Annotated in this window: 8 protein-coding genes; 6 read left to right on the plus strand and 2 right to left on the minus strand. The window is 55.9% G+C overall.

What is annotated here, in order from left to right; genetic code table 11:
• The first annotated feature begins 74 nt into the window (after positions 1 to 74).
• Genes LBR61_00710 through LBR61_00735 form a run of 6 tightly spaced genes read left to right on the plus strand, consistent with a single transcriptional unit; the run spans position 75 to position 5,381 of the window.
• Positions 75 to 797 carry an IclR family transcriptional regulator gene (locus LBR61_00710; protein MDR1730590.1) on the plus strand — a complete coding sequence of 241 codons (723 nt, stop codon included), beginning with the start codon at positions 75 to 77 and terminating at the stop codon, positions 795 to 797.
• A 54-nt stretch (positions 798 to 851) separates the two neighbouring features.
• The gene (locus LBR61_00715) at positions 852 to 1,625 is read left to right on the plus strand and encodes an ABC transporter ATP-binding protein (protein ID MDR1730591.1); all 774 of its coding nucleotides are present in this window, start codon (positions 852 to 854) and stop codon (positions 1,623 to 1,625) included.
• Positions 1,612 to 2,322 (plus strand): ABC transporter ATP-binding protein, encoded by a 711-nt coding sequence (locus LBR61_00720; GenBank protein ID MDR1730592.1) that lies wholly within the window; start codon positions 1,612 to 1,614, stop codon positions 2,320 to 2,322. Before LBR61_00715 ends, LBR61_00720 begins: the two co-directional genes overlap by 14 nt.
• Before the next feature lie 49 nt (positions 2,323 to 2,371).
• Positions 2,372 to 3,520, plus strand: coding sequence for an ABC transporter substrate-binding protein (locus tag LBR61_00725; GenBank protein ID MDR1730593.1), 1,149 nt, complete (start codon positions 2,372 to 2,374; stop codon positions 3,518 to 3,520).
• A 38-nt stretch (positions 3,521 to 3,558) separates the two neighbouring features.
• Positions 3,559 to 4,425: a branched-chain amino acid ABC transporter permease gene (locus LBR61_00730; protein MDR1730594.1), complete on the plus strand. Its 867-nt coding sequence runs from the start codon at positions 3,559 to 3,561 to the stop codon at positions 4,423 to 4,425.
• On the plus strand, positions 4,422 to 5,381 hold the full coding sequence (locus LBR61_00735) for a branched-chain amino acid ABC transporter permease (GenBank protein ID MDR1730595.1): 960 nt from the start codon (positions 4,422 to 4,424) through the stop codon (positions 5,379 to 5,381). Before LBR61_00730 ends, LBR61_00735 begins: the two co-directional genes overlap by 4 nt.
• Positions 5,382 to 5,441: 60 nt before the next feature.
• Here LBR61_00735 and LBR61_00740 read toward each other — a convergent pair whose 3' ends face one another.
• Both LBR61_00740 and LBR61_00745 read right to left on the minus strand, forming a co-directional pair.
• The gene (locus LBR61_00740; protein MDR1730596.1) at positions 5,442 to 6,755 is read right to left on the minus strand and encodes a cyclomaltodextrinase; all 1,314 of its coding nucleotides are present in this window, start codon (positions 6,753 to 6,755) and stop codon (positions 5,442 to 5,444) included.
• Between the two features lie 251 nt (positions 6,756 to 7,006).
• Entirely contained in the window at positions 7,007 to 7,402 is a 396-nt protein-coding gene (locus LBR61_00745) for a hypothetical protein (GenBank protein MDR1730597.1), read from the minus strand.
• Between the last annotated feature and the right edge of the window lie 341 nt (positions 7,403 to 7,743).

Consider the following 7,743-nt stretch of genomic DNA (forward strand, 5'->3'; position numbering starts at 1 on the left):
GTTGCAAATTTTTCTTATATGGTATAATTCTCTCAAGATTTAGGTCACGTGTCCCATTTTAGGAGTGATATTTTATGGATTCGGTGCAGCGTATTGTCACTCTGATAGAAACCCTGATGGAAACCGAGGACGACATGGGCATAAGAGACATCGCCCGGCGCGTCGGTATTCCCAAAAGCACCGTGCAGCGGCTCCTGAACTCCCTCGAAGAAGAAGGCTGGGTTGCGCAGGACGCAAAGACCCAACGCTACCGCATCGCCCTGCGCTTTCTGGTTTTCGCCGAAACGTGGCGGCTGAAGCTGGAGCTGACCCGGCGGGCCCGGGGCGTTATGGACGAACTCTGCGCGCAAAGCCACCAGACGATTCTCCTTTTGGTTCAGGATGGAACGAGAGGGGTGTGTCTGCACAGAACCGAACCGGAGCGGACGATCAAACTGGTGGCCGAGGTGGGAAAAACCTTCGCCCTCCACGCGGCGGCCTGCGGCAAAATTTTACTGGCCTTCTCCCCCGCCGCGCTTCAGGAAAAAATCCTCGCCTCAACGCTTTTCAGCTATACCCCCATGACCCTGACGGAACCGTCGCTTCTGAAAGAGGAAATAGAGAAAATTCGCCGCAGAGGCTATGCGCTCAGCTTCGAAGAAATGACCCCCGGTGCGGCCGAGATCGCCGTCCCGCTCCAGGATACCCGGGGGAATCTCGTAGCGGCGCTGAGCATGGCCGGTCTGCGTTTCGACATTGAGGCACATCTTCCGGACTTTCTGCTGCTTCTGCAGAATGCTTCGCGTTGCATTTTATAGCGGATTGCGTATTGGCATAAACAACAGCCGCATTTCAGAAGGGAGGTAAGAGATATGCTGAAGACTGCAGATCTTTCCGTTTATTTTGGAGGATTGAAAGCCGTCGAAAAAGTCGCGCTGGAGGTTCACGAGGGCGAAATTCTCTCGCTCATCGGCCCCAACGGCGCGGGAAAAACCACGTTCTTCAACCTCGTGAGCGGTTTTCTGAAACCCACGTCCGGGTCGGTCCACTTCATGGACAGGGACATCACAGGCCTGCCTCCCCATGAAATCGCGGGCAAGGGCCTGATCCGCACCTTTCAAAAGACGAACATTTTCGCGGACGTCTCCGTGGAGGAAAGCATCCGGATCGGGTTTCACCTGCATCGCCAGGCCGGACTCTTCGACATCCTGACGGCGGGAAAAACCTCGCGACGGGAAAACGCGGAGGTGGCGGAGCGCTCGAAAGACATCCTCTCGTTCACCGGCCTTTACTCCTGGAAAAACCACCTCGTCAAAAACATCCCCTACGGGAAACAAAGGATGCTTGCCATCGCTCTGGCTCTCGCCGCGAACCCCAGGCTGCTGCTCCTCGACGAGCCCGCCACGGGGCTGAACCCCGTCGAAACACAGGAACTGATGGACATCATTCTGAAAATTCGCCGCGAGAAAAAAATCACGATCTTTCTGATCGAACATAACATGAACCTGGTCGTGGCCATTTCGGACCGACTGGCGGTGCTGTGCTACGGCGAGAAACTGACCGAAGGAAAGCCGGAAGAGGTTTCAAAAGATCCCCGGGTCATTGAGGCTTATCTTGGGAGAGGATACAATCATGCCGCATCTTAAAGTGGAAAATTTGAGCGCCCACTACGGAAAGGTCCAGGCTCTCGGCGGAGTCTCCATCGAGGCCGAAAAAGGCTCCATCGTGACGCTTATCGGGGCCAACGGAGCGGGCAAGAGCACCTTCATGATGTGCCTTTCAGGCGTCCTCCATCCCACGAAGGGGACGATCGAATTTGAAGGGCGGCGGCTGGAAAGAGCCCACCCCGAGGAAATCGTGGCCTGGGGACTTTCCCAGTGCCCGGAGGGTCGGCGGGTATGGCCCAAAATGACCGTGCTGGAAAACCTGGAAATGGGGGCCGTTTCCGTTCGGGACAGGCATAAAATTCAGGAGCGGCTGGACTGGTCTTTCACGACCTTTCCCATTCTGGCGGAACGTCGGGAACAGCTGGCGGGAAGCCTGAGCGGCGGAGAGCAGCAGATGCTCGCCATCGCCCGGGCCCTGATGCCCGGACCGAGACTCCTGATGCTGGATGAACCCTCCCTAGGACTCGCCCCCATCATCGTGGAGAAGGTCGTCGAAATCATAAAAAACATTCGGGAAAGCGGAACGACGGTTCTTCTGGTGGAGCAGAACGCCTTCATGGCCCTGTCCCTGGCTGATTACGCCTACGTGCTGGAAACGGGGCAGGTTCGCCTGTCCGGCCCGGCGGCTCAGCTCAGGGAAAATGACGAGGTCCGGAAATCCTATCTCGGTATATAGGTTATTTCTTTAAACTCAGATGTTTCATTAAACTCAGGAGGTGTTGGTAATGCGAAAATTCTTGATGTTGTTGCTGGCAGCGGTGGTGTTGTGCGGGCTGACGACGCCCGCCGGAGCGGAACTTCCGAAGGCGCCCGTCAAAATCGGAGTGGTTTTGCCCACGTCCGGGGCCATAGCCTATGACGGCGGCCTGGCGCTGAACGGCATTCGAATGGCCGTGGACGAAATCAACGGCGCGGGAGGAATCGGCGGAAATAATATTGAACTGTACGTGGAGGACAGCGCCGGCGTTCCCGCCACGGCGGTGGCCGCCATGGAGAAGCTGGCGGGGATGGAGAAAGTCGTGGCGGTGATCGGCGATTTCGGAAGCTCCTGCACTCTCGCCATGATGGACGTGGCCCAGCGCGCCCGGGTGCCGCTGATCACCCCCGTCTCTCTGGCCCCGAAAATCACGGAGATGGGCAACATCTGGATGTTCCGGGGCTGCGACAACTCCGCCATGATCGCCAAAGCCTTCACGAAGTGGGCCGTTCAGGAGAAAAAAGTGGACAAATGGGCCTACATCGCCATCAACACGGACTACGGGCGCGGTTCTGTAGAGGCGTTCAACGCGGACCTGGCTTCCATCGGCGCTTCCGTCGTTTTCACGGAGTACTTCAACCAAGGCGAGACGGACTACTATCCCATCGTGACCAAGCTCTCCGCCAGCGACGCCAACGGGCTCTGTCTTTTCGGGGAAACCGTGGACCTGTCCCGGGTGGTGGCCCAGTATCATGAAATGGGACTTGGCGGAAAAATGCTGATTATGGACCCCACCAGCGGGACTTTCAACGAGAAATTCATCGAACTGGCCAGAGAAAACGCCAACGGAATCGTGGGAGCCAGCCGTTTCACCGCGGCCATTCAAACTCCGGCCGCGCAGAAGTTCGTCGCGGACTATCGAAAACGCTACAACGCGGACCCGGAAAAGTACGCCCAGGCGGGATATGACTGCACAAAAATGGTCGCTCTTGCCATAACGAAGGCGGATTCCACGGACACGGAAAAAATACGAACCGCCCTTGCCGCCGTGCAGTATGAAGGGCCTCAGGGCAAGGCGTACTTCGACGAAAAGAACCAGCTGATTATCGACGAGTACATCATCGCCGTCAATGACGGCAAACTGGAGGTCGTGGCGGGTCCCATCTCCGCACGGTAATCCGACCCGTACCTTGTTTTCAGGGAGCTGAACAATCGATGACAACCGTCTTTTTTCAACAGATGCTGAACGGGGTCATTCTGGGCTGCATTTACGCCCTGATCGCGCTGGGCCTTTCTCTGATTTACGGAATTTTGGAAATGGCCAATTTCGCTCACGGAGAATTCTATATGCTGGGGGCGTTCATGGCGCTGTTCTCCATGACGCTCCTGGGAGTTCCCTTCTTCGCGGCAATGCTGATCGCCATGGCGGGCATGGCCCTGTTCAGCGCCCTGACCGAACGCTTCATTTTCAGGCCCATTGTCGGCAAACCTCTAATCAACAGCATGTTATTGTCCTTCGGGCTGTCCACGGCGCTGGCCAACCTGGCTCTTTACTTTTTCAGGGCGGACCCCCGGAAGATAACCTCCGGGCTCGCGGGAATCCGTTTTCGCTTCATGGGCCTTTTCCTGACCGGTGAACGCCTGATGATCCTGATTTTAAGCGTCGTTCTGGTTCTGTGCCTGGCCTGGTTCATTCAGTACACCCGTATGGGAAAGGCCATGCGCGCCGTCGCCCAGGACAGAACGGCAGCCCAGCTTGCCGGAATCAACGTCCGGCGCGTCTACTCCGTCACCTTCGCCGTCAGCGGAGCTCTGGCCGCGGCTGCCGGCACGATGGTGGGAGCCATGTTTTTCGTGTCGCCGGAGATGGGGTTCACGGTCGTCCTGAAATCCTTCGTCATCGTCATTCTGGGAGGATTTGGAAGCGTGAAGGGCGTAATTTTCGCGGCAATTCTGATTGGACTGACAGAAAGTCTCGGAGGCGGATTCATCAGTTACGCCTACAAAGACGCCTATCCCTTCCTCCTGCTCGTTCTCCTGTTCATCCTCAGGCCGGAAGGGCTGACGGGAGGGAATCGATGATGAAGCGCCTTTTGACGGCGGCATTCGCGCTGCTGGCGGTCCTTGGACTTTACGAGTTGCCCCTTTTGTTCTCCATGGACTATTACCTGCATATTTTCGTCATGTCCGAAATCTACGCCGTTCTGGCCCTTTCGCTGGCTCTGATCGTGGGCTTCGCCGGGCAGGTTTCCATGGGACACGCGGCTTTTTACGGCATGGGCGCTTACGTGTCCGCCCTCCTCAGCGTCAGATTCGGCTGGTCTTTCTGGGTGACGTTCTGGCTCGCCGGACTTTTCGCGGGCGCCGTGTCCTGGGGCATCGGGCGTCTGGTTCTCCGTCTCAGAGGACACGTGCTGGCGATAACGACGGCTTTCTTCGGCGTGCTGGTGACGGTCGTCATGAACAACTGGATCCCCGTAACCAACGGCCCCATGGGAATCGCCGGGATTCCCCGCCCGACGCCCCTGTTTCCGGGAAGCCTGCGTTTTGTGTTCGAATCGCGGCTCCACTACTATTATCTGGGGCTCTTTTTCGTCGCCGGAGTGCTCTTTGTGCTGTATCGACTGGTCAACTCGCGACTGGGCGACGCCATGGTCGCCATTCGGGAGAACGAAGAACTGGCCCGTTCCCTCGGGATCGACGCCATGAAGAGCAAGGTCTTCGCCTTCACCGTGGGAGGCGGCATCGCGGGCCTGGCCGGAGCGTTTTACGCCCATTACATCCTCTTCATCAGCCCCGTGACCTTCACCATGAGCGAATCCATCAACATGCTGGTGATGGTCATCTTCGGCGGAATGAGCACCCTGTTCGGCCCCGTTCTCGGCGCGGTGGCCCTGACGATCCTTCCGGAATTTCTTCGAATGGCGGGAGAAATGCGCCTCGTCATCTACGGCGTCGCGCTGGTCTGTTTCATCATCTGGCTTCCCATGGGCGTATGGGGAACTCTGCGAAACCGACTGTTCTCCGGCAGAGAGTGATTTTCGCGAAAAATTTTGTTATACCGTTCAAAACCCGGAGGGACCTCTCTCCGGGGTTTTTTACTCCGCGGCAAGCACCCGCGCCGAGCAGGGCGAAAGCGCAATCTGTCCCGCCCCGTCGAACCGTTCGCCCGTCAGCAAATCAATCAGGGAGCCTTTGCAATGAGCGCCGAGGTTCGTCACGTCCGCATGTTCGTTGATATTTACCGCGACAAAGACGCTCCGGCCGTCATGGCTCCGCTCGAACACAAACGGGCGGCGGTATTGTATGGATATGCGCCGGTAAGAGCCGTATTTCAGCGCATTATGCCCGCGGCGGACCTCGGCCAGCCGCCGGATATAATCCTCCAGCCCCTCAACGGTCACAGGCGGGGCATCAATGTCGATATAAGGACGCAGAGGCGCGTCGGAACCGTTTTCTTTCACGCCGCGAATGCCCCACTCGCTTCCGTAATAGATCGAAGGGATTCCGGGCAGAGTGAACAGCAAAGCGTACAGGGTTTTTAAGTGCGCCGCGTTTTTTACGGTGCTCGCAATTCGCGGCTGGTCATGATTGTCCAAAAAACTGTAAAGCGGCAGCCCGTTGTCCGGAACGGATTTCTGCACACAGCTCGCCAGCTCATAGAGGTTGTTGTCGTTGTGACTTGAGAACAGACTTTTATACAGCATATAGTTGGTCACACTGTGAAGCGTTTCCGGGTTTGCCCATTTCGTATAATCCCCCGCAACGACCTCCCCCATCAGCCAGAAATCCGCTTTTTTCTCACACAGGACACGGCGCAGCTCGCGCATAAAGCCGAAGTCCAGCACGTTGGCCGAGTCCAGTCTCATTCCGTCGACGTCAAATTCGTCGAGCCAGAACCGCGCCGCGTCAAGCAGATAATTTCGCGCCGCCTCATTTTGCAGATTGAACTTCACCAGCTCATGATACCCCGCCCAGGTGTCGTAAGTGAACGGGTCGCCCAGCGGACTTCGACGGCTGAAATCCACTCCGGAGAACCAATCCGCATAAGCGCGGCTGCCGTTCCGCAACTCCTGGAACGCAAAGAAATCACGTCCGCAATGGTTGAAAACGCTGTCGAGCATGACGCGAATGCCGTTTTCGTGAAACGCCCCCACCAATTTTCGAAAATCGTCGTTCGTTCCCAGGCGGTTGTCAATTTGAAAGTAGTCGGTTACGTCATACCCGTGGCTTCTGGATTTAAGCACGGGGGAAAACAGCGCCGCGTTGCAGCCGAGCCGCCTGATGTGCGGTATCCATCGGGCGATCATACCCGTTTTGTCCGACGGCTGACCGTATTCGTTGTGAAACGGCGCGTTCGCAAGGGAAAACGTGTAAATATGGTAGATGAACAAATCATTGTGACTGAGCATCGCAGGTCTCCTTATAAAGCCTGAGAATATTCTTATACCAATTTGAAATAAAAGGCCTAAAGTTAAAATAGCTAAAAGCAGTGATATTCAAACATTAGCTGCTTCATTAACGCTCGGTTGAAAGCAAATTGGTATTATTCTGCCGGCGTTTCATAAATCTTATCACTCTGCTTCCGGTTCCTGCTTTCAAGGCAACAAAAAAGGCCCTCTAAAAAGAGAGCCTTTCTGTGCGTAATTTGGTCAGGATTCGTTTACCGCAGGGAAAGAATTGCGCTTTCATCCAAACCGGTATATTTTCTGATGGTTTCGGCAGGCAGACCGTCGGCAAGCATTGTGCGCGCAACTTCAAAAGCCTTTTCTCCCTTGCCTTTCTCCAAGCCCTTCTCCATACCCTCTTCTCTGCCCTTCTCCATGCCTTTCTCCATACCTTCCATTATGCCCTCTTCTTTGGCTATTTGGGCCACATACTGTTCGAGCGATATTGTTTTCATCCTGTACGCCTCCCTCACATCCTGGCTTATTTCAGGGTCGCTCAGTCGAAAAATCCTGTCCGCGAACTCAAGGATAAATCTTCGCTGCCCATGATCATATTCCTGCTCGTCCGTTGTGTTCAGGATCTCCAACGCGTATTTTTCACGCAGCTTCACATCATTCTCTGTGCCCAGAGACAGACGCCCCGCGTACATCACACGCCCGAAAGGGCGCCTGTCCTGCCTCAATTCCTCCATGTCGTAACCCGGAAGATGAAACGTCCGAAATTTCAGCGAAGCCTCTAACCCGTAACATGTTTCCGTATGAAAATTCACATCCTTCGAGTCACCCGTGTATATGGCGAAAGCCGTCGTTCTTCCAACCGGCCTTGACGCTCTCAGGCGAACCCACGAATCAAAAATCCGACCCGTAAACTCTTTGTCCGACGCGTGCTGCTGCTCGACCAGGCACGCGACGTTCCAATCCTCTCCGCCCACCACCGGAACGCTCAGAAAGA

The organism is Synergistaceae bacterium, from assembly GCA_031272035.1.
GTDB lineage: Bacteria > Synergistota > Synergistia > Synergistales > Aminobacteriaceae > JAISSA01.